Genomic DNA, 17,455 nt, shown 5'->3' with positions numbered 1-17,455 from the left:
GTCAACTCCTATACAAACCGATCGCCGTCGCCGGGATGCAAACAACAGAACCAATCTGACTTCTGTCCAGGCCTCGAAAACCCAAACCCGCCGAGCTTGCCGCAGCCAGAATGCTCGCAAAGCGATTTTCGATCGGCTCTCGGCCGCGCGGAATCGCTGTCATCCCTTCGGCAAGCCGGCTCGGTTCGTCGCTCATAACGGGTTGATCGGCCCGACCAGGCCGGGATGGTCGTTGGGCAACTTGTTGACGGCGCTCGTGTTCACCTCACGTCCAACGCGGTTGAACTGCAGCTGACCGTCGATGTCGTGGCTGAGAATGTCCTTGAGGCTGTCCTTGGGCGTCGCCGGGTCCAGCCAGGCGTCATAGTAGGCCGCGTCGAGAATGAGAGGCTGCCGATCATGCAACTGCTTCATCGGTTCTGCGGCAGGCTCGGTGATGATGGTGCAGCTGGTTATGTCGAGATTGGAATTGTAAGCCCAAAGCCCGGCGAACGAGAAAGGCGCGTGGCCTGGCTGGTAGATGTGCCAAGGGTCTTACTTGCCGTCGGCAGGCGATATCGTCCACTCGTAGAAGCCATCGGCAGGGATCAGGCAGCGCTTGGACTTGTAGGCGTCGCGGAAGGCGGGCGCTGTATCGATGCCCTCAATCCTGGCATTGAACATAGCCGCCTTGGGCATTTCCTTTGCCCAGAAAGGGACCAGCCACCAGCGCCCTTCACGCAGCCTGTGGTTGCCATCCTCACCGGCAGTGACGAATGGGACATCCTGAGTCGGCGCGATGTTGTACCGGGGCTCGTCGTTGCGGCCCGTCTCCGCCGGCGCAGTCAGGCGGTAGAGCCGGTGGATTTCCGACCACGACAGATATTTGGTGTAACGTCCGCACATCGCTCTGCCTCAGTTGCGCAGGAGTTCAGGCACGCTGAGCGGGCCAAGGTCGGAATTCTCCTATACTCGTCGCTGCGGCGCCAGACGCTGCGTTTCTCGGCGGCGGTGGCCGATTGATTGCCTTAGTAGCCTTGCGGAAGGCTCTGGGCGACCGCAGAGTTCGCCTTGGTGTGCGCTGTGGAGGCAAAAAGGCAAAGCCGACAACGATCATGCCATGTCCCTCTCACTGCCGACTTAGCAAAGGCTCTCGCAAGGAACGCCGTCCTTGTCGCGGTCGAGCTTGCCGCCCCAAGAGCAGTTGGCCAAGTACCAATTAGCCTCATCGCACGAACTGATCTGGGGACAAGTTCGCCGCGGCTGACAAGAATAGCTCTGCGCCACCTGCCCATTGCTCATCATGCCGAGTGGTTGTTTTGCAGACGGCTTGGTGGTGCCGTTCGCATGCTCTGCGCGCCAATCCCATGGCGCCTGAAACGCCCCAGCCCACAGACCGACCTTTCGCTGCCTGGGCCTTCGCCTGCTGTCCTGCGTAGGCTCCGTGGCTGTAGCGCGGCCAATCTAGTGCCAAGCCCCGCTCGACAAGCCAGCTCTGGACGTTGCGACCGTCGGCGCGATCGCAATCCCCAACAAGCCGGCCGTACCGGTCTCGGTTAACAAAGCTGCAGTGCAACGGACGCGATGCAGCCAGGAACTCGTGCAAGGCTTGGGCAGCATGGCGCCCGCAGGCGTATTCGAAGCCCTTACCGTCGTCGCAATATTGCTTACTCTCGGGCGCATCGATGCCGTTCAAGCGGATGCGCTGTCCGTGGATCTCGATCGTGTCGCCGTCGATCACAGACGCGACACCGGCGATCGGCGCCGGCTTCGAGCCGAACCAGTTCGATGCATTGATCTCTGGCAAACTTTCGCTGTGCTGGATGGCGGTTTGCGCGACCAGAGCGCCAGCCGCTACCGCAGTCACCAAAATCAGGCGCCGCGGCACATTCGCCCATCGGTGCGCACGGCTATGCTTGGCACCGGCTCGCTTTCGCCAGCGATCAGATCGATTGTCGTATCGGTATTTGTCCACGCCCTCTTCCCCGCAGGGAGGATGCGACTGTTTCAACAAAGAGTCCAGAAGACGAGACGCGCGGAATGCTAGCGCGGAAGCCGATGCGTGCCGACGCCCTCGACTTCGATCTCGGTTAAGCGGGTTCGATGGCCTGTTGGGGTGCATTCGGCTGTCGGGCCTGACCGGCGCGCTCCCGAAGGTGCATTCACGCGGGAAAACCCGCCTTTCTGAAGCCTGACATAAAAAGCTCGAGGGCAACCTGGTCGGCGAACGGGAAACCTGAAAACAACCGGACAGTCAGGTCGTGTTTCCTCGTCAGTGCTTCCTCGACTTCAACGCGCGCCTTCTGCGTCTCGCCCAAATGTGCGTACGCCGCTGCGAGGAACGCATGAATGAAGAATTGGTCGCCGGCCTTCTGGTACGAACTGATGGCCTCCACGTACCTTCCAAGCAGGAAGAGGGAGCTGCCCTTCACCTCCCAGAACCAAATTGGAGGTAACGGGTCGCGCAGGAGCGCAGTTTCGAGCACGTTCAGCGCCATCTCGGCCCGTCCGCCGTAGTTGAGCCAGCTTGCATAGTCCCCCGCTATGTTCATGTCTAGCGGGTTCAACGAGCGCGCTTGCTCGAAATGCACTCCCGCATCGCTGTGCTGGCGCATGTGCGTAAGCACCAGCCCCATGCTCTGGTGACAGACGCCATCGCTCCTGTCGAGAGCGAGCGCCGTTCGTGCCGACTCCCAGGCCTTCTGTAGCGTCCGCGGATCGTTGTCGTACCAAAATCTGCCGACGAGGGCCTGCGCGAGGAAGCCGTGGCCTTGAGCGAACGTCGAATCGAGCTCGACACACCGGACGAATAGGGGCTCGGCCATGTCCAGTTCATACCGGTAGAACTGCGCGCGCCCCTGCAGGTAATAGTCGTATGCATCCCAATCGGCGGGAGGCTTGCGTCTTGTCCGGCTCGTCGAATCGGCCTCCGCCCGGCCTTCGACCATCGAGGCGATGAGAGCCGCAACCTCGTCTTGCAATGCGAAGATGTCGTCGAGGGCCCTGTCGTACCGTTGGGCCCACAGGTGGGTGCCGGTGGCGGCGTCAATCAATTGTGTGGTGATCCGAATGCGATCACCGAGCTTTCGCATGCTGCCTTCGACGAGGTAGCGAACTCCGAGTTTGCGATGGGCTTCGGCAATGTCCAATGCCGGATGGCGAAACTGAAAAGATGAATTGCGCGCGATGACAAGGAGGGAGCGGAACCTGGCCAGCTCCGTAATTATGTCCTCGGTTATGCCATCGCTGAGATACTGCTGGTCCTGATCGCCGCTCAAATTGGCAAAAGGCAGGACCGCAATCGACGGCTTGCCGGACTCTGGTATCGCTCTGCGGGATGCGCTCGCCACCGGCTCGACAGTCCCGGTGAAGCGGTAGCCGACGCGAGGCACCGTGGCGATCCACTCGCCGCCGTTGTCAGCCGGACCGAGTGCCTTTCTCAGTGTCGCTATTTGGACCGTAAGGTTGCCTTCCTCAACGGCGGTTCCCGGCCAGGCAGCGTCCATCAGTTCGGCCTTGGTCAGGATCTCGCCGGGCCGGGCCGTGAGCGCAGCAACCAGCGTCAGCCCACGATGCCCAACAACGATCGGGATCTGCTCTTTCAGGAGCGTCCCGATGTCGGGATCGAGTACGAACGGACCAAAAGCGATGCGTGTCCCCTGCATCTGGGCATATTAGACGTTCCGGCGGATTTCGGAACAGTGTCGGCACCGCTTTAATCCCCGGGGCGCTTTCGAGGCCTATGCCCAGAACGCGGCCACCTGTCCATCGATCAGAAGATAGCGATCGGGCGCTGGCCGCTGCGCAACAAGGCGGCATTGCCGCGCGGCCATTTCGGGCCATGGGTGGAGAAGCAAGGGTGCCTTTTAAGCAGCATGCCCGAGCTATGCATGCGGCTGGGTGCCAGGCGCCAGTACGCGAGACGGCCAGGACAGCGGGCGGCGAAGCGACTGGACGACGAAATATCGCGACCTGGTTCGGTCATGACTCCGCCCCGTTTTCGGTAGTTTCACTCGTCGCAGGTGCCGTTTGGCCACCGCACCCGCGTTCAACGGGTACTAGCTTAGCAAAATGGCCAGGCGAGTTATATTCTGCTCGCCAAGCGCACTCGAGATGATTTCTACCAAGCCGCAACCTATTTCAAAGCTAGACCAGCCTCCACCAATCGCCGGAACGCTTCCGATCTGGTGGGAAGATCTGGCTGAGTGCGACGCCATTCGTCTACGCGAGCAAGTAGGTCGGTCGAGAGCCGCAACTCGAAGCGTTCAGTTTTGTTGTCGACAGGATCAGGAACGTTTGACAATAGCGGTGTCCGTAATGTACGGTATGTACGTAATGTGGTTCACTCTTCGTGACCGAACGTCGTGCAACAACACGTCGTTCGGCCTAGCCACAACCCAAGCTGTGTGGAGTTCGGATCGTGGCTGACTCCGACAATACCACGACTTTGTCTCTCGTCACCCGCAGGAGAGCAATTGTGGGAACGACAAATGCAGCTGCGAGACTCAGCCTAAGCGCATTTGCTTACAGCGATCCGGGCGCGAGCCGATCAATTAGTCCTGCACTAGCGCGCGGTGCGGATGTCGGCAGGCTCATGAACAGACTGAATGGGTGTGCCTTCAGCAGCAGGACCTGAACAGAAACCAGACCGCCAAACTCACTATCAAGCCCGAGGATTTAAGAGCCGGACACCTTCACCTCTCTGCCCTACAGACAAGAATTCGACCCCCGCTTTTGTCAGGGCCGCTTCAATGGCCTGCAAAGTGCTAATCCGGGAATCCACCTTGCCGTTTTCCAACCGGACCAGCGCGTTAAGCGAAACAATAGCCTTGTCAGCGAGTTCCTGCTGAGACCAACCCAGCAAAGCTCGTGCGGCTCGAATCTGTCGTGGACTGACCATGGGTCCACAATTGGCAGGCAGATTTTCTTTGCTACCGATAGGGTTCTTTTACACCCTATAAGGTATACGAAATGGCGATTCGGCTTTCAGATAACGTACCGACAGACTCTCTGTCGGCTGGCTAATGGAGCATCGAAAAGCCTTGTTGAAACCGCAGCGCTTCGTCCTCCTTCGGACGGAGCCGAAGCCAAAGATCGACAGTGACCCTCATCCCGCCGATCAGCATGTCGGCAGGCAGATTGCGACCGTCCGCGTCCAGTCGGACGTATCGCAGGCCCAACTTGCCCGATCCATAGGCATCAGCTTCCAGCAGCTCCAGAAATACGAGAACGCGCGGAATCGCGTGAGCGCTTCGATGCTCTACGAAATCGCCAGGTCGCTCGGCGTTCCTGTCAGCCGCTTCTTCGAAGGTCTGCCGGGAAACGATGAGACCCGCGTCGAGGCGCGGCCCCTGCCGGTCGATGAGCGCCTGGATTTCATCGCCAGCGCGGAGGGTCGGCGCCTGATTGAGGGGCTAGTGAACCTTCCACCGCGTCTGCGTGGTCGCATCTCGTCCCTGGTCTCAGCGCTAGGGGAAGAACTGGTCCTGCTAGACACGAAGGCAGAGAGCGGGACGGCCGGCGAGTCCGCGCCGGCCGAATGCAAGACCGTCTGACGGTCGATCGCGGTAGTCAGCCGAATTTTCGGGCAGCGGGCACGGTGATGCGGCCGCAAGCCGAGGATACTTTGATCTCGACGCCGAACGCCCGAGAGCGCGTCGCGAATTCCTCAAGCATGTCTCGCGCCTCGCTTCCAGTGATGGCGACGGGCACCAGTCTGCCCGTTGCGGATCCGGGAGACTGAGTTTCCGCCCCGATCGCGACGGGCAGGAGGTCTATTTCTGTGAGGCTTCCGCCGGCGTCATAGCGGCAAGCGGCGACGATGCTTTGCCAGACTTCCGGTGGATCCCATTCGGTTTCGTCGGCGTGGACGTGGAAGAGAAAATTTCCGAGGCCATAGAAGATCGGCGCGCCATTGTAGATTTCCACCGCCTGCAGCACCGGAGCGCCGTGGCTGACGAAGAGGTTGGCGCCGGCGTCAATGCACATCCTAGCAAAGGTCTGCACCCAGCGCGGCACGTCCTGCCAGCCTGGTTCCCAATGATGGTGGTGCAGATAGGCAATGACGAAATCGCCCTGTGCCGCCGCGTGCCGGATGGCGGCCAGATGGACACTTGCACTCTGCTGATCGACTTCGATCATACGGCCGAAGTCTGCGGCTTGCGTGAACACGGTGCCGTAGAAATTGATCTCCGTGCCGGCCGACACCTCTACCGGGTCCTCCGGTTGCGCATAGTTGGCCAGTTCAAAGGGGGAGCTTTGCAAATGAGCGCCCAGCCTTGCCAGTCTGCTGAAATGTCCGTCCGGTACCCCGATCTTGCGACAGGTGTTCAGACGATTGACGCCGGGCCGAGCCGGCCGGAAGGCCGTGCGGTCTTCGGCATACATGTTGGTCGGGCCGGGGCCTGCATCCATCGCAAGAAGCGCGACCTCGCGCGCGCCCAGCCGGCGGCGGCCCGGTTTCCTCGCGTCAGTCTCGTCGGCCCCGATGCCGGCATGCAGGAGACCGCGCGCTTCCACTTCCTCCAGGGTCGAGAGGATGCCGCCAGCGCCGAGATCGAAGGCGTGGTTGTTTGCCAGAGCAAGCGCGTTGAAACCGATGGCCTGCAATGCGTCGAGCACTTCAGCCCTGGAATATCCGAAGTATTTGCCCTTGGTCGGCCACCCGCCGTGCTTACCCAGGATCGTCGACTCGAAGTTGGTGAAGACGACGTCGCCTTGGCGCAGGAAATCCGTAACCGCGATGAAGCGTTCGTTTTTGACGTCACGTATGTCGTGCTTGATCAGGGATTGGCCGGTGACGACCGCGCAGAACTGGTCTTTCATGGAACTCGCCTTGAAGGAGGGTAGGGCGCAGGCGCCGGCGTTCCGGCCAGCGCCACGTCAATGTCGAAGTCGGTTGCCTCTATTGCGAGATGGCTGGCGAGATATCGCTCTTGAACCATTTCAGGCTCAGCGCCTCGTCCCATCCTTGGTGGCCGCGTCGATGGCCGCGTTGAACCTGGCGAGCAACTCCGTATCGTCTTTGCGCAGACCTGCGCCGACGCCCGGCCCCCAGAGCCCGCCATTCAGTTCAGGGCCGAAAAACACCACATCCGAGCCGGAAGGCGTCTCCAGAAAATCGCGCCAGGTGAAATAGTCGGCGAGGCCGCCGTCGATGCGACCCGCGGCAAGATCGAGCTTCATGTTGTCCTGGCTGTCATAACTGCGAATGGTCACGACATCGCCCAGCATTTCCTTCACGACTGCTTCCGAATTGGACGAGCGCAAGGCTCCGATCGCCTTGCCGGCGAGTGTCGATCTGAGGCGCTCGATGGTTGCCTTCTCTTTGTCGCCGATGGTCGAAAGGTTGACCTTTTCCTTGGTGTCGCCGGCGTCGAGACCCAGGTCCTTGCGCACCACGAACTGGTTGAAGCCGGTGGCGTAGGGGATCGAGAACGCGATCGACTGCTTGCGTTTTTCCGTGATCGCCATGCCAGACATGATCACGTCGAACTTGCCGACAAGCAGTGCCGGGATGATCCCGTCCCAATCCTGCGGGACGAAGGTACATTTGATCTCGATCCGACGGCACAGCTCCTGCCCAACATCGATATCGTAGCCATAGAGTTGACCGTTCGCGTCGGTGCCGTCCCAGGGCGGCGAGGCGCCTTCAGCGGCAATCGATATGACGCGCTCGCTTTGCGCGCTCGCCGGGACTGCCGACATCAGGGATACGATAGAAACAGCAATAGCCAGGGGTATGCGCATGATGCACCTCTTCGTTGGTTGGATGGAAAGGGGAGCCCAGAACCTAGGCGTCAGGGCAGGGGCGTCGTGATCTCTGGGTCAGGTAGGGCGGGGCGCAATCGCGCCTTTCGTCGGCGAACCGGATGGCCGTCGGTCGACAGCCATCGCTCCAGCAACTGGATCGCTTTCACCGCGATCGAGGTGAGCGATAGGTAGATCGCTCCGGCGACGATGAAGATTTCGTACGGCGCGAACGTGGTCGACACCATCTGTCTCGCCATGCCGGTGATCTCAAGCAGCGTCACGGTGCTCGCGAGCGACGAGCCCTTGATCATCCCGACGATCTCGTTGCCGTAGGCCGGGAGCGATATCCTGAAAGCGATCGGGAAGGTGACCAGGCGAGCGATCTGGAAGCGTTTCAAGCCGAGAGATGTGGCCGCCTCGGTGACACCCTTCGGCACGGACTGGAGACCGCGGCACAGGATCTCGGTGGTGTGTGCCGCGCTGTTCAGCGAAAATGTCAGAAGGGCACACCAGAAGGGGTCGCGCAGGATCACCCAGAAGATGCTTGTTCGCACCGCCTCGATCTGAGCGAGGCCGTAGTAGAGCAGAAAGAGCTGAACCAGCATCGGCGTTCCGCGGATCACATAGGTGTATGCGAGCACCGCGAGCGAGAAGCCGGGACGTCCGAACGCGCGGATGAAGGCCAGCGGCACGGAAAGAAGAAATCCGGCCGTCAGCGACAAGACCGTCAGGGTCAAAGTGAGACCAACGCCCGAAGGCAAGACAACCAGTGCGTCAAATATCAAGCCGAGGTTCATGGGCCTTCCCTCCTACCGGCCGAGAGCCGGATAGCGCCGCTCAGTCAGCCGGATCGACAGCAACGTGACGGTGGTCAGCGAGAGATAGAGAGCGGAGGCCGCAAGGTAGAAAGTCAATGGTGCGCGCAAGGATCCGGCCCCCACATACGCAACGCGCATGATGTCGGTCAGGCCGACGATCGAGACCAGTGCGGTATCCTTGAAGAGCGAAATCCAGAGATTGCCATAGGCAGGCAGCGCCAGCCGCAGCATCTGCGGACCGATGACGAACATCCAGCGCTGCCAGGCGTTCAGCCCAAGCGACTTTGCCGCTTCGGTTTGGCCCGCTGGCACTGCCGCAATCGCGCCGCGAAACACTTCGGTCGCATAACCGCTGAAAATGACCGAGAGCGCGATAACCCCTGCGGTGAATGCGTTCACCTCGACATACCGGCCGGCGATCTTGCTGGCGAGCGTGGTTCCGCCGAAGTAGATGAGCAGGATAACGAGAAGTTCTGGTACACCACGGACGACTGTGGTGTAGGCGGCCACGACCGCGTTGAGGCGCGGCTTTGCCGTGCCCTTCGAAATCGCCAAAAACAGCCCGAATGCCGTACCCAGGCAGCCGCTGACAAGAGCCAGGCTTATGGTCACGGTAAGTGCGACAACAAACTGAGTAGTAAAACCACCCATGGGGCGCTTTCCTCGGCTCGCAATTGCCGCAGGATATGTCGGTCTTTATTGCCGAGACCAAACCATATAACCCAAGGTTGCGAGTTGTTATATTTCTAATGTGGAGTTAACTTGAGATACTGGCCAATTCTAACGCTTGAAATTACACACTCAATCTATAACTTTTATTATTTTATCTATAACGCGTCGTTATATACTGAGGCAGTTCGTTGCTCCCCAGGTTGGCGTTGTCTGCCGCCGGGTGGTTATCAGGGAAAGGCGCGCAGGGAATGGAGTTGTTGCAGAGCGACCTCAAGCTCCGTCAACTGAAGGTCTTCCGGGAAGTGTTGCGGGCCGGTTCGACAAGGCAGGCGGCGGCAGCGCTCGGGATAAGCCAGCCGGCCGTCAGTCAACATGTGAAGCAACTCGAGACCACGCTCGGCATCACACTGTTCAAGCGATCAGCCAACCGCATCGTCCCCTTGCAGGAAGCTTGGGAGCTTCTGCGAAACGTAGAACTTGCCCTGACGTCCCTGGATCGGCTGGAAGCGTCGATCTTCGCGATGAAGAACGAGGAAAAGCAGCGGATCGCGATTGCCGCGCCTTCTGTTTTCGGTTTCGTGACCTTGCCCAAGGTCGTGGCGATTATCCGCTCACAGACCGCTTCGAATGTCCGGTCGATTTCTGGAAGCTACGAGCAGATCGGCGAACACATCCTGGCCGGCCGCGCCGATCTTGGAATTTCGAGACTGCCTCTGGATCCAGGCTTGTTTGAATGGGCGCCGCTTGGGTCGGCACGAAACGTATGCATTTTTCATCCCGACCACCGCTTTTCAAAACAGACCTGTATCGAGGCGCAAGACCTGGCAGGCGAAACGATCGTCGATATCGATCCCCAGTTTGCCGCCCACCAGATGAACTTCAATGCCTTGCGCTTCGCCGGCGTTGAGCCGGACATACTGGTGGAATTCGATTGCAACGGTCACGAAGCCGGATACGTTTCGGCTGGCCTGGGCATTTCGATCACAAACGAGATCATCGCACGTGAGTACGCGGCGTTTCAGCTGGGAGTAAGGCCAGTGGAACCGTCCGCGCTCTATCACTACGTAGCGATTTGGCAGAGGGGCAGGACCTTTTCCAACGCCTTGAATGTATCGCTCGAGGCGATAATCACAGCGTTTTCGAAGACGCCGACGAGAGAGCAACAGTTTCTCCAGACGTCGTCCTAGCCGGCCATGGTCTATTTCGGTTGGGACGTGCCGCATAAGGCCCAACCGGGAGGCTTTCTGCGAAGTGACGCGAATGGCTAGCCTGAACGGCCAAACCGATAGCGAGCGCTCCGCGAACGGCTGGATCGACGGCCCCTATCCGGCGCAGATGGTGCCGTTGGCCGTTCCCGAAGCGGTGCAGGAATTGGTGGCTTCCAGTCTAGAAGTCCAGTCTCGCCCAATGGGCGGCCCTACGCCGCCTTCAGCGCAGGCAATTGCGGGATTACGCTCACCAGGCAGGGTGCTGGTCTGGACTGGCACTGGCAATCCGAAAAGCGGACAGACCTCCCAGAGCGCCGGCAGCTTGTTGCAGAGCTTGCGCGCTCCACGCCGTCCTTTCATGGCGCGGCGAAGTTTCTGTGTCGCGCTCGCAGGGCAACAACTCGCCGCTCCCTGGATCCTTGGGGAGCGACGAGCGCGGGTTGCTACCGAACCTTCCGCCGTCGTTGAACTATGCTGGATGAGTCCAGCTACTCCAGATCGATTGCCCGCCGGCTCATGCTGGCGGGCTTTTTGCGTCAGCCGGGAACATTCCCGCTCCAAGGCAGTTCGGTCACACCCGGCTCGTTCTTCAGCGGTCCGGCCGGTGACCAAGATGCGTCCATGGTCGGCCCGCGCAGCCTCGGAAGCAGGCGCGGGCCATCCTCATCACAAAGCCCGCTGATCGGACCGACGGGCTTCTTCAGTTTCACCACGCAAAGAAAGGCCCGGTCGTGAACTGACCCCATAAAGTTGGACGGTTCATTGAGTTGGTAGGATTAATGGCTGGTTCCTGTATTGCACAGGGGCCAGCCCTTTCAAGCCCAGATTCCAATTTCCGGAACCATTCAGCGCCATGGATACACGCTCTGCGGGGTGGCTGATCAAGAGCCGATCTGCGCTCACATCATACTTGACGCATCCTCCCTGGGGGATACCGGTGGGCATGTCCGAAGGCATCCATAGTTCTCATCCGGCTATCGTGAAGCGCTTAAAGCGCGCACAGGGGCATCTTGCATCCGTGCTTGGCATGTTCGAGGCGCAGCGATCCTGCCTAGACCTGGCGCAGCAACTCCATGCAGTGGAGAGCGCCATCAGCAGCGCAAAGCGAGAACTGATCCACGATCATATCGAACATTGTCTGATCGACACGGAAGCGGGAGGCAACTCGCTGGCAGAGCTCAAGCAACTGGCGAAATACCTATGACCAGTATCGGCGCACGCGTCTTGGATTGGTTCGGCTTCGGGTCACATGATCATGACGCGCATGCTCATGACGATGGCTCGCACGGCCATACGCACGGGGTCATCGACGCAACGATTGCAACCACTGACCGCGGCATCTGGGCCATCAAATGGTCGTTCGTCATCTTGGCCATGACGGCGGCATTGCAGATGGCCGTGGTGTTGGTGTCACGCAGCGTGGCGCTGTTGGCCGATACGATCCACAACATAGGCGACGCCACAACCGCCATTCCGCTCTGGATCGCATTCATGCTGGCACGACGCAAGCCGTCACGGACCTTCAGCTACGGCCTTGGCAGGGTAGAGGATCTGGCCGGTATCATTATCGTGCTGATCATTCTGTTCAGCGCCATCGTCGCCGGGTACCAGGCTATCGAGCGCCTGGTCAGTCCGCAGGCAGTGACTCATCTCGGTTGGCTGACCGCGGCGGGCATTGTCGGCTTCCTCGGGAATGAGGCCGTCGCGGTGTTTCGCATCCGTATCGGCAGGGAAATCAACAGTGCGGCGCTCGTCGCCGACGGCTACCATGCCCGCACCGACGGGCTTACCAGCCTTGCAGTGGTCATCGGCGCCATGGGCGTCTGGCTCGGATTTCCACTGGCCGACCCGATCATCGGGCTTCTCATCACGGTCGCTATATTCGGTATCGTCTGGCAATCGGCGCGCTCAGTGCTCACCCGCATGCTCGACGGCGTCGAGCCGGGCGTGATGGCCGAAATTCAGCATGCCGCTGCGCATGTGCAGGGTGCTCGCGTTGTCGACGCCAAGGCCCGCTGGATTGGCCACAAGTTGCATGCCGACATCGCTATTGCAGCCGACGGAACCTTGCCTCTCTCAGAGGCAAACAAGATCACGGCGGCGCTGGAGAACGAACTGTTCGAACACATGCCGGCGCTCGCAGCTGCCAACATCCGGTTTTCGACCGACCAAGGTGAGCACGAGCATCCGCACTCTCATGATCAGGGCGAACATCACGGCCACCAGCACTGACAACTGCCGGAAACCACTCGCTTTTGCCGGTCTCGGCTGATGTTCCAGGCGCTTGTCGAATTTCAGCGCTCCATATACCTGGCGCTCGCAGATCAGATAAAGCTGCTGTCAGTTGGCGGTGATTGGCTTGCGTTCCTTGCCTTTCTGCCGATGGGCCTCCTGTTCGGTGCGGCACATGCTCTGACGCCCGGCCACAGTAAGGCTGTCTTGGCGACTTACCTTGCAGGTTCGGATGCGAAGGTTTCGCGCGGCCTCCTGGTGTCGATTACGCTGTCCTTCACTCACGTGGCGACAGCGGTGCTGATCGCCGTATTCTCCCTGCCGCTCGTCTCGATTGCATTGGGCAGCGTTGGACGCGCACCACTGCTTGAGGGTGTGAGTCGCGGTCTGCTCGGGCTGATCGGCGTCTGGATGCTTTGGCGTTCGGTGAGCCACGGCCACCATCACAAGCATGAGGGCGAGGCCGTTGGAGTCATGGCCGGTTTGATTCCGTGCCCGCTGACCCTTTTTGTCATGACCTTCGCGATTTCCAGAGGGGTGCCGGGAGCTGGAATTCTGTTCGCAATCACCATGATGGTGGGCGTGGCCCTAACGCTGTCCAGCGTGGCGGTACTGTCGATCTTGTTTCGGGAGCGCCTGGTGCATTTTTTCGACAGCAGGCCACGGCTGTTCGATACCATATCGCGAGCAATCGAAGGCGCAGCGGGCCTTGCCCTCGCCAGCGTAGCGGTCTGGCAACTTACAGCCGGATAGAGCCACAGCTGTCCACAGACCCTCTCCTTTCTTAGGAAAAGGCGATGAGAAGCTGCGGCACGCAAGGCTGCTGGATTTCTGGGAGGATGATGGAAATGGCCGTGCCTAAGAAATAGCGCGCCACCTACGCCTGGATGTACGGCGCCCAAGCGCGCAAGGATGGCAAGGAGCGTGAGGCGCCAGCTTACTGGCAGGAACATGCCGATGCGTGGCTGCAGGGCTTTGACGGTGTGGCGATGGCTGGTTTTGGTAAGACCAAGACCGTCAAAGACGAGATGGAAGCCGAGGTCGACGAAGCCGCCGTCGAGCGGCCCGCCGAATAGCCATTTGGCGTATGCCGTATGGTCGTTTTTGATTGAAGAAAGGGCTTCGTTGGGCCTATAGAGATTGCGTTTACCATTGCCTTTTTGGGAGGATGCGATGGTTGCAACGCCCATAGAAATCGCTCAAGCGGCTACTGCGACTACGGCTACCTTGCTGAAGTGGCAGAAGTCCATGGAGGAACGCGCCACGTTTCGCCAGAACATGGATCAATCGCGCAGGGCGATCCAAGCCTCACGCGATCTGCTGAAGCGCCTTCGCCAACGTCATCGCGACGACATGGCGGAAAGTTCGGAAAATGCCAACCCGTCTACTGCGCCGATATCGCAACGCGCCGGCAGCTAGCGGGAGGTGATGGGTAAAGTTTCACTGGCCGTTCCTTGGGTGGGCAGGCAAGTTAAACTTTGTCAACGAGCGGCCTTTTTCGCGCTCGCGGAAGCGCCACGTGGCTTTCGACCAGGCGCACGTGCTCGGCCTCGACAGTCACCAATGGCCGGAGGCTGACGGTTACCTTGTCCCCGTCGATGCGTGTGACAGGGCCGATCAATTTCATATGCTGGCCAATCACAGCCTTCGAAGTCGAATCGACAACAGAATGCGGGAAGTCGTAGGAGGGGATCGTCACGCTTATGCGATCGGGCGTCACGCGGCCGCGCACAATCGCCGTGACTGCGACCTCGTCGCCAACTTTGATACTTCCCCGAGCCATGCCCAAGACTTTGGAGCAGCCGGCGCCAGCGTCAAGATGAGGGGGAGCTAATAAAACCCCTCCGCGCCGCGATGCAACATCCAGCGCTAATGCGGATTCCACCTGAAAGATCGATTCCCCAGGTCTTATAATCCGTAATTAGCCTGTTGGAGGTGGAGGGAACTGCGATGGGCGGCACAGTTCAGAACACAAACTCAGACAGTGTGGAGTGGCCGAAGCCTGCTGAGAACGGCTGGTCCGCGTTATAGAGAAGGGCAAAGAAGACAGCCGATCGAGCTCGAATCTTATGCCATGGCCTCTGAGGAAGGCCAACGGATCCGTCTAATCTCGAGAAGTTCGGTCGCGAGGCTTTGCCGGTCCTGTCCCATTCCACTGGATGAACTGCGCGTTCTGGCCGGTGATACGAGCCTTTGAGCTACGGCCGAGTATGGTGAGGCCACGGAGACGATCCGGATCGAAGGGCAAGGAACAGCTTGCCTGCCCCCTTCAGCATTTGGACTTAGGTCTGATTGCTCCGCGTAAATGGCCGAAGCGGAAACATTTCTCCTTCTACTTTGTTGCAGTGGCCGTGCCGCTGAGGAGAACATGCACAGCGCCTCTATCAAATGAACTGCGCGACGTACCTTTAGAATTCCAATGCCCCTCCTGTTCACGCCGTATGGTGAGAAGGGGATCCTGGCTGAAAACGATTGCCGGTTTCAAATGCGATAGTTGCAGGTCCAGAGTGCGGATCGGCTACGAAGAGAAGCTGGCCATATTCGAGCGGCACCTTAGAAAGGTGAGCGCCAGCACAAAGTCAGTGAACAACCGCCCTTGTTAGCGGCCGCTTTAGAGATCGGGTGCAGTGGGTACACGGGCTTTTCCCCGCTATCCTTTTTTCTCCCGGCCCCGCCACCGTCTATTATCGGCGGCTAGGCCGCTATCACCTTCTGAGCGGGCTAGCGATGGAGTGCCTTGGACGGTGAAAACGATTCCGGCATCCTCAAACGCTTTGCGGATGGCGGCGATGTTGTGGGGCCGCGGTTTCCTGTATCCGTTCTCAAGATCGCTGATCACCATCTCGCTAAGATTGGCCTTGGCGGCAAGTCGCACACGCGGCCAGTTCAGTAGGGCTCGTGCTGCTCTGACTTGATCTGCTGAGAGTACGGTTCGGCTGTCCATAGCCAGTCGAACATTTAGTATCGCTAAACTGTTCCCCTTGACCTTCTGCGATTTCTAACGGTGTGAGGCCGGCCTGTCGCAAGCCGTCATCGATTGTGGCTGCAACCTTTCGGACGGTTGTTACCTCGGCACCAACAAGACGTGCTGCCTGCATTCTTGCTTGGAGATCAGCCAAGCGGGCAACCAGGGCTTGCGTCCTCTCGAGTTCAGGGTTCGTCATGTTCATTGTCCAGCTGAGTGGCAATTTGAGTTGTCCGGCTGAGTAGCGTTTGAATGCACACACTCGCCACCCAAGGGTGGCGAGCGTGGGTTCGTTCGAAATCTCAGTCGTAAACTTTCACGATCTTGCGGGTGCCCGGATCTACCAGGACCGTGCGGTTGTCGACCACCACGTAACGGTATTTGACGTTCGGGACCTCGTGGATCTCCACAGTTTCCGGCAGAGCTGTCCCGACGTTCAATTCCACGCCGGGAAGGTTCACCGAAGCCAAGGGCTGCTTGTTGACATACTCACGGATGACCGTGTCCTGTTCCGGCTGGATGATAATGTCGTCAGCGGCGGCGGAGCCGATCCCCGCCAAGAGCAACATGGCTGCGGCGGTGTTCACAAAGTGCATCTTCATATCTTCTCTCCTGCAAGGACCGGCACACGACGACCATCGTCCCGCACTGCCCGGCAACCAACTTTGAACCGGGGTAAACGTTCCCGCCTACGCACCTTTGTCTAATCCGATTGGTCTAAAGTCCGACCGTACAACGCAATGGTCTTACCTTTGGACTAGGCGGAACGGATTAGGGCTTCAGCCTGTTGGTTCTCCACAACGGGAGAGAACAAATGGATCAAAGTGTTGGCCAGGCGCGATGGTTGCTCGCACCGATTTTTGCAACAGCCGTTACCTTTCTGGTAATGGCGGTCGTCCTTAGCTGACATGTCTTGGATCGGCGCAGCCAGGTCCCTTCCTGCGCTGATAGGATTCGCGAGTTGCTTGAGCGGCTGGCGAATCCCCTATTTTACCGTGCGCTGGGCCTGCTCCTTCAGCAGGCGGGGCGCTTCGTTCAGCTCATGTAACTTGGGAGGTTTACTATGGATCGGCGATCCTTTTTGACAGCGATATTTGGCGTTGCAGGGGCAGCAGCCTTTGCAAGCGCGGTCCGGCCTATCAACGCATTGGCCGGTGTTCCAGCGGCAAAAAGCGGCATTCTCGAAGAACTCGACGCGCCAGACGCCTTCGACAACGAAGGTACTCACGCGGAAGTGGAGCCGGTCAACCATCGGCGCTACTACGACCAAGATTACGACCAAGATTACGACCCAGACTACGACCCAGATTACTACCACCGGCGCCGCCGCCGCCGGCGCGGCTGGAGAAGAGTCTGCCGTAGTTACTGGCGACACGGGCGCCGTCGGGTCCGGTGCTATCGCCGACGTGGTCCTTCGGTCGTCTTGCGATTTTAGCAGTTGGCTGCTTCTGCCCATGGCCCGTTCCGGCTGACGTGCTGAGAACGGGCCGGTACGATTCCTTTTTCGTGGCAAACGCAATCCATCTGTCCAAGGGCACTCATCAGCAGGGCCGATGGACCTGACTTACAGCTTGGTGGTGTCGCTGTGGTGCGCCAGGAGCGGTCTGACGATCCCTCTTCTGCAGCCCTTCGGCTGCCGCCAGCCTGGGAAAGCTTTTCGGAACGTTTGGTTCTGGCCGTTAGGCCACGGGGCCAAGCTCAGTCATCAGGACACCCCGCAAGCGATGAGCAGCGGGGCCTGGCAAGGCCCGGCGACCTCCTTTTGACATACGGGGAGAAACCAAGAAGGGCGCCGAGCCTTACCGGCGCTGCTTTCAGGGAGACGACGT

The 17,455-nt window shown here is 59.6% G+C and carries 17 protein-coding genes and 2 pseudogenes; 7 read left to right on the top strand and 12 right to left on the bottom strand.

Translation table 11 applies throughout. The features are described 5' to 3' along the window. Positions 1-192: 192 nt before the first annotated feature. From NKL04_RS10735 to NKL04_RS10715, 5 genes and pseudogenes are all read right to left on the bottom strand, one after another. Positions 193-885 (bottom strand): annotated as a pseudogene (locus tag NKL04_RS10735) (SOS response-associated peptidase). A gap of 234 nt (positions 886-1,119) precedes the next feature. Then, positions 1,120-1,281 carry an excalibur calcium-binding domain-containing protein gene (locus tag NKL04_RS10730; RefSeq protein WP_352723686.1) on the bottom strand — a complete coding sequence of 54 codons (162 nt, stop codon included), beginning with the start codon at positions 1,279-1,281 and terminating at the stop codon, positions 1,120-1,122. Continuing rightward, complete coding sequence (locus tag NKL04_RS10725; RefSeq protein ID WP_280938705.1) at positions 1,205-1,954, bottom strand: thermonuclease family protein; 750 nt, start codon at positions 1,952-1,954, stop codon at positions 1,205-1,207. Before NKL04_RS10725 ends, NKL04_RS10730 begins: the two co-directional genes overlap by 77 nt. Before the next feature lie 187 nt (positions 1,955-2,141). Then, a complete protein-coding gene (locus NKL04_RS10720; RefSeq protein ID WP_023699943.1) occupies positions 2,142-3,644 on the bottom strand; it encodes a winged helix-turn-helix domain-containing tetratricopeptide repeat protein in 1,503 nt (500 codons plus the stop codon). Positions 3,645-4,642: 998 nt separating this feature from the next. After that, positions 4,643-4,879, bottom strand: a complete 237-nt coding sequence (locus NKL04_RS10715) for a helix-turn-helix domain-containing protein (protein WP_023694075.1) — start codon at positions 4,877-4,879, stop codon at positions 4,643-4,645. 145 nt (positions 4,880-5,024) lie between these two features. Between NKL04_RS10715 and NKL04_RS10710 the strand changes: the two genes are divergently transcribed. Beyond that, a complete protein-coding gene (locus tag NKL04_RS10710; protein ID WP_198024412.1) occupies positions 5,025-5,534 on the top strand; it encodes a helix-turn-helix domain-containing protein in 510 nt (169 codons plus the stop codon). A gap of 16 nt (positions 5,535-5,550) precedes the next feature. Here the strand turns inward: NKL04_RS10710 and NKL04_RS10705 are convergent, their stop codons facing one another. The 4 genes and pseudogenes from NKL04_RS10705 to NKL04_RS10690 all read right to left on the bottom strand — a co-directional run bounded on the left by NKL04_RS10705 (position 5,551) and on the right by NKL04_RS10690 (position 9,200). Then, entirely contained in the window at positions 5,551-6,804 is a 1,254-nt protein-coding gene (locus NKL04_RS10705; protein WP_023699947.1) for a CapA family protein, read from the bottom strand. 79 nt (positions 6,805-6,883) lie between these two features. Then, positions 6,884-7,728, bottom strand: a pseudogene (locus tag NKL04_RS10700) (transporter substrate-binding domain-containing protein). A 50-nt stretch (positions 7,729-7,778) separates the two neighbouring features. Then, entirely contained in the window at positions 7,779-8,528 is a 750-nt protein-coding gene (locus tag NKL04_RS10695) for an ABC transporter permease (protein WP_023694078.1), read from the bottom strand. A gap of 12 nt (positions 8,529-8,540) precedes the next feature. Then, positions 8,541-9,200: an ABC transporter permease gene (locus NKL04_RS10690; RefSeq protein ID WP_023683618.1), complete on the bottom strand. Its 660-nt coding sequence runs from the start codon at positions 9,198-9,200 to the stop codon at positions 8,541-8,543. Positions 9,201-9,469: 269 nt separating this feature from the next. On the opposite strand from NKL04_RS10690, the gene NKL04_RS10685 reads away from it, so the two are divergent. The 6 genes from NKL04_RS10685 (at position 9,470) to NKL04_RS10660 (ending at position 14,080) form a co-directional block, all read left to right on the top strand. Further along, the gene (locus NKL04_RS10685; protein WP_023699950.1) at positions 9,470-10,408 is read left to right on the top strand and encodes a LysR family transcriptional regulator; all 939 of its coding nucleotides are present in this window, start codon (positions 9,470-9,472) and stop codon (positions 10,406-10,408) included. Between the two features lie 964 nt (positions 10,409-11,372). Continuing rightward, positions 11,373-11,633, top strand: a complete 261-nt coding sequence (locus tag NKL04_RS10680; protein ID WP_023684828.1) for a metal-sensing transcriptional repressor — start codon at positions 11,373-11,375, stop codon at positions 11,631-11,633. Further along, positions 11,630-12,661 (top strand): cation diffusion facilitator family transporter, encoded by a 1,032-nt coding sequence (locus NKL04_RS10675; protein WP_023694080.1) that lies wholly within the window; start codon positions 11,630-11,632, stop codon positions 12,659-12,661. The genes NKL04_RS10680 and NKL04_RS10675 overlap by 4 nt, the downstream gene beginning before the upstream one ends. A gap of 39 nt (positions 12,662-12,700) precedes the next feature. Next, the gene (locus tag NKL04_RS10670) at positions 12,701-13,414 is read left to right on the top strand and encodes a HoxN/HupN/NixA family nickel/cobalt transporter (RefSeq protein WP_023684830.1); all 714 of its coding nucleotides are present in this window, start codon (positions 12,701-12,703) and stop codon (positions 13,412-13,414) included. A 134-nt stretch (positions 13,415-13,548) separates the two neighbouring features. Then, the gene (locus NKL04_RS10665) at positions 13,549-13,737 is read left to right on the top strand and encodes a hypothetical protein (RefSeq protein WP_023699951.1); all 189 of its coding nucleotides are present in this window, start codon (positions 13,549-13,551) and stop codon (positions 13,735-13,737) included. A 97-nt stretch (positions 13,738-13,834) separates the two neighbouring features. Next, the gene (locus NKL04_RS10660; protein ID WP_023723634.1) at positions 13,835-14,080 is read left to right on the top strand and encodes a hypothetical protein; all 246 of its coding nucleotides are present in this window, start codon (positions 13,835-13,837) and stop codon (positions 14,078-14,080) included. A 1,231-nt stretch (positions 14,081-15,311) separates the two neighbouring features. Here the strand turns inward: NKL04_RS10660 and NKL04_RS10655 are convergent. The 3 genes from NKL04_RS10655 to NKL04_RS10645 all read right to left on the bottom strand — a co-directional run bounded on the left by NKL04_RS10655 (position 15,312) and on the right by NKL04_RS10645 (position 16,878). Next, positions 15,312-15,605 (bottom strand): helix-turn-helix domain-containing protein, encoded by a 294-nt coding sequence (locus NKL04_RS10655; RefSeq protein WP_081725558.1) that lies wholly within the window; start codon positions 15,603-15,605, stop codon positions 15,312-15,314. Positions 15,606-15,928: 323 nt separating this feature from the next. Continuing rightward, positions 15,929-16,228 carry a DUF1236 domain-containing protein gene (locus NKL04_RS10650; RefSeq protein ID WP_023701097.1) on the bottom strand — a complete coding sequence of 100 codons (300 nt, stop codon included), beginning with the start codon at positions 16,226-16,228 and terminating at the stop codon, positions 15,929-15,931. A 383-nt stretch (positions 16,229-16,611) separates the two neighbouring features. Then, positions 16,612-16,878 carry a hypothetical protein gene (locus NKL04_RS10645; RefSeq protein ID WP_156933455.1) on the bottom strand — a complete coding sequence of 89 codons (267 nt, stop codon included), beginning with the start codon at positions 16,876-16,878 and terminating at the stop codon, positions 16,612-16,614. Positions 16,879-17,455: the final 577 nt, after the last annotated feature.

Origin of the sequence: Mesorhizobium sp. C264A (assembly GCF_040324515.1) — a bacterium.
In the GTDB taxonomy this organism is placed as follows: domain Bacteria; phylum Pseudomonadota; class Alphaproteobacteria; order Rhizobiales; family Rhizobiaceae; genus Mesorhizobium.
Note: the sequence above shows the minus strand (reverse complement) of the source record. Positions and strands in the feature narration are given on the sequence as shown.

What these genes read in the sequence shown, in the direction of transcription:
- NKL04_RS10730 (WP_352723686.1), bottom strand. Translation starts at nt 1,281, where the DNA reads ATGAGCAATGGGCAGGTGGCGCAGAGCTATTCTTGTCAGCCGCGGCGA.
- NKL04_RS10720 (WP_023699943.1), bottom strand. Translation starts at nt 3,644, where the DNA reads ATGCAGGGGACACGCATCGCTTTTGGTCCGTTCGTACTCGATCCCGAC.
- NKL04_RS10715 (WP_023694075.1), bottom strand. Translation starts at nt 4,879, where the DNA reads ATGGTCAGTCCACGACAGATTCGAGCCGCACGAGCTTTGCTGGGTTGG.
- NKL04_RS10705 (WP_023699947.1), bottom strand. Translation starts at nt 6,804, where the DNA reads ATGAAAGACCAGTTCTGCGCGGTCGTCACCGGCCAATCCCTGATCAAG.
- NKL04_RS10695 (WP_023694078.1), bottom strand. Translation starts at nt 8,528, where the DNA reads ATGAACCTCGGCTTGATATTTGACGCACTGGTTGTCTTGCCTTCGGGC.
- NKL04_RS10690 (WP_023683618.1), bottom strand. Translation starts at nt 9,200, where the DNA reads ATGGGTGGTTTTACTACTCAGTTTGTTGTCGCACTTACCGTGACCATA.
- NKL04_RS10685 (WP_023699950.1), top strand. Translation starts at nt 9,470, where the DNA reads ATGGAGTTGTTGCAGAGCGACCTCAAGCTCCGTCAACTGAAGGTCTTC.
- NKL04_RS10680 (WP_023684828.1), top strand. Translation starts at nt 11,373, where the DNA reads ATGTCCGAAGGCATCCATAGTTCTCATCCGGCTATCGTGAAGCGCTTA.
- NKL04_RS10675 (WP_023694080.1), top strand. Translation starts at nt 11,630, where the DNA reads ATGACCAGTATCGGCGCACGCGTCTTGGATTGGTTCGGCTTCGGGTCA.
- NKL04_RS10670 (WP_023684830.1), top strand. Translation starts at nt 12,701, where the DNA reads ATGTTCCAGGCGCTTGTCGAATTTCAGCGCTCCATATACCTGGCGCTC.
- NKL04_RS10665 (WP_023699951.1), top strand. Translation starts at nt 13,549, where the DNA reads ATGTACGGCGCCCAAGCGCGCAAGGATGGCAAGGAGCGTGAGGCGCCA.
- NKL04_RS10660 (WP_023723634.1), top strand. Translation starts at nt 13,835, where the DNA reads ATGGTTGCAACGCCCATAGAAATCGCTCAAGCGGCTACTGCGACTACG.
- NKL04_RS10655 (WP_081725558.1), bottom strand. Translation starts at nt 15,605, where the DNA reads ATGGACAGCCGAACCGTACTCTCAGCAGATCAAGTCAGAGCAGCACGA.
- NKL04_RS10650 (WP_023701097.1), bottom strand. Translation starts at nt 16,228, where the DNA reads ATGAAGATGCACTTTGTGAACACCGCCGCAGCCATGTTGCTCTTGGCG.
- NKL04_RS10645 (WP_156933455.1), bottom strand. Translation starts at nt 16,878, where the DNA reads ATGGTTGACCGGCTCCACTTCCGCGTGAGTACCTTCGTTGTCGAAGGC.